Source organism: Nocardiopsis sp. TNDT3 (assembly GCF_003427465.1).
Classification (GTDB): domain Bacteria; phylum Actinomycetota; class Actinomycetes; order Streptosporangiales; family Streptosporangiaceae; genus Nocardiopsis; species Nocardiopsis dassonvillei.
Window position 1 is genome coordinate 1 of record NZ_QPFC01001028.1, and the last position, 3228, is coordinate 3228.

Consider the following 3228-nt stretch of genomic DNA (forward strand, 5'->3'; position numbering starts at 1 on the left):
CGCCCCCGACCGCCCCGCCGCCCGCGCACGCGGCGCCGCCGCCGCGCACGGCACCCACCTGCTCTTCCTGGAGGGCTCCGACGCCCTCACCGGCTACGCCCTGGCCTACCTCCTGCGCAGCGCGGGCGACACCCGCTCGGACCTGGTCGTCGGCAACGCGTACAGGTTCGACGAGCTGGGCGCCTCCCCGTCCAAGGCGCACCGCAGGTACTGCGGCAGGCACCGCATGGCCGAGGACCCCCGCGCCGTCCCCGGACTCGCCGCCGACGCCACCCTGGGCAACAAGCTCTGGCGCAGGGAGTTCTGGAACTCCCTGCCCGACCACTCCCTGGACCCCGAGGACGCCGACCTGGGCCTGCGCCGGGCCGCCCTGTCCGCGGAGACCGTGGACACCCTGCCCGGCCCCGTCCTGCTCATGCGCCGACGCGAGGCCGCCCGCCGGCCCCTGGACAAGGCCGCGCTCACCCGGCGCCTCACCGCGATGGGCGACCTCGCCGCCGGACTCGCCAGCGCCGACCGCGAGCTGTGGGACCGCACCCTGCTCGGCGGCGAGCTGCACCAGCTCCTGCTGCGCCTGGACGACGCCGACGAGGAGGCCCGCGAGGCCGTCGTCGACTTGGTCAACGCCTACCTCGACCACGTGCCCGCGCGCCTCCTGCGCGGCCTCAACGTGCTCGACCGCCTCCTGTACCACCTGGTACGCAAGCGGCGCACGGCCGACGTCCTGGAGGTCGCGACCTTCGCCAAGAGCGTCGAGATCAAGAAGGCCACCGTCGTGCGGCGCGGCCTGGGCTACTACGTCAGCTACCCCTTCTTCGAGTCCCAGGAGCCCGACCGGGCGGTGCCGCGCGAGGTGTACCGGCTCGGCGAGGACATCCGGGTCCGCCAGAAGACCGAGGACGTCCGCTGGTCGAGCGGGCGCCTGCACGTCAGCGGCCGCGTCGGCATCCGCCACCTGCGCGCCCGCAGACGATGGCAGCAGCACCTGGCGGCCTTCGCGGTCAACACCGCCACCCGCCGCCGTGTCCGCGTGCCCGTGCGGGTGCGGCTCGCCGCCGAGTACCGCCTCCCCGACGTCATCGACGCCGCCCGCCACGACCACGGGGGCTTCACCGTCATCGTCGACCCCCGCAAGCTGCGCTCCTCCGGCGGTTGGGAGCCCGGAGACTGGAAGCTGGAGCTGGTCGTCCTCAACCGCGGGATCACCCGCCGCAGGATCGTCGCCAACCCCGTCCCCGGCCCGGCCGAGCGCCCGGGCTACCACCGCGTCGAGGGGGACGTGTGGGTGCGCCCGCACTGGAGCAGGGACCGCCAGCTGCTGATCAGCGTCGAACCGGCCCGCGCGCGCGTGGCCGAGCACCGCTTCGACGCCCGCACCGGTGTGCTGGAGCTGGAGGGCGAACTGGTGTCCGCGCCCGCGGCCGAGGCCACCGGGCTGCGCCTGACCCGCCGTCCCGGCACCGCCGCGCTCACCTACCCGGCCACCGTCCACGGCGGCCGCGTCACCGCCCGCGTACGCGCCGACGAGCTCTTCGACCGCAGCGTCACCGAGTGCGGCGGCGTGATCCGCCAGGAGGAGTGGGACGTCCACCTGGTGACCCCGGACGGGCGGGCCGTCGCCCTGATCCTGCCCGACGAGACGGCCACCGCCGCCTACGCGGCCGAGGACGGCCACCGCGAGCTGGCCGTGCTGCGCACCGCGACCGGTCACCTCAAGCTGCGCGCGGGGCACGCCCGGCCCGTGGTCGACCGCGCCCGCTGGGAGGGCCGCGCCCTGCTGCTGGAGGGGGAGTTCTCCGCCGACGCCGAACTGGACCTGGTCGCCCGGGCGCGCGGCCGCGACGAGGAGCACCCGCTGCGGGTGGAGCGCTCCGGCAGCCGCTTCACGGCCCGCTTCGCCCCCGCCGACGTCCCCACCCTGTCCGGCGAGCTGTCCCTGCCCGCGGGCGCCTACCAGCTGGGGGGCCGGGTCAGCGAGGCCGCCGGGGGCGGCGCCGACGCGACGGACGTGGGCGTGGAGTTCTCCGACGCGCTCATCCCCGGCCTGCCGCTGGAGATGCAGACCGGCGAGCGCGCCTACACCCTCTCCTGCCAGGGGCGCGGTGTCCCCGTGCTCCAGGTGGGCAGCGACCTGCGTCCCGCCGAGCGCGGCACCTTCGCCCAGCGCGAGCTGCGCGAGCGCCACTACCCGGCCCGGCGCCGCGAGCCCGTCACCGAGGGCGTGCTCTTCGACAGCTACACCGGCCGCCAGTACTCCGACAGCCCGCAGAGCGTCTACGCGGAGCTGCGGGGGAGGGCGCGCTGGGCGCAGTACCCGATGTCGTGGCTGGTCGCCGACGGCCAGGTGCGCCTGCCCGACGACCTGACCGCCGTGCGGCACCGGGGCCGGGAGTACTACGAGGCGCTGGCCCGCACCCGCTACCTGGTCACCAACTCCCGCCAGCCCCCGTGGTTCCACCGCCACCCCGACCAGGTGGTCGTGCAGACCTGGCACGGCTCGATGCTCAAGCGCATCGGCTTCGACGTCGAGAACATCCGCGGCAAGTCGCGCGACTACTTCGACAAGCTCGCCTGGGAGACCGCGCAGTGGGACTACCTGGTCTCGCCGAGCCCGTGGGCGACCCCGATCCTGCGCAGCGCCTTCCGCTTCGAGGGCGAGGTGCTGGAGACCGGCTACCCGCGCAACGACATCTTCTTCGCCCCCGACCGCGAGGCCGTCGCCGAGCGCACCCGCCGCAGGCTCGGCCTGCCCGAGGGCAGGAAGGTGGTGCTGTACGCGCCGACCTGGCGCGACGACAAGTACTACACGCGCGGCAGGCACAAGCTGGACCTGCACCTGGACCTGCGCCGGATGTACGACAAGCTCGGCGACGACCACGTGCTCCTGGTGCGCAGGCACCCGCGGGTGGTGGACAGCGTGCCGATCGTGGGCAGGGACTTCGTCCACGACGTGTCCCTCTACCCGGAGATCATGGAGCTCTTCCTCATCACCGACGTGCTCGTCACGGACTACTCGTCGATGATGTTCGACTTCGCCAACACCGGGCGGCCGATGCTCTTCTTCACCTACGACCTGGAGAGCTACCGGGACAACCTGCGCGGGTTCTACTTCGACTTCGAGGAGACCGCGCCTGGCCCGCTGCTGACCGAGTCCGACCAGGTGGTCGAGGCCCTGCTCGACATCGACGAGGTGGCCCGGCGCAGCGGGGACGCCTACCGCTCGTTCGT

The 3228-nt window shown here is 74.0% G+C and carries 1 protein-coding gene; it reads left to right on the forward strand.

The features are described from left to right. On the forward strand, nt 1–3228 hold a 3228-nt coding region (locus tag DQW06_RS23295), incomplete at both ends, for a CDP-glycerol glycerophosphotransferase family protein (RefSeq protein ID WP_157983577.1).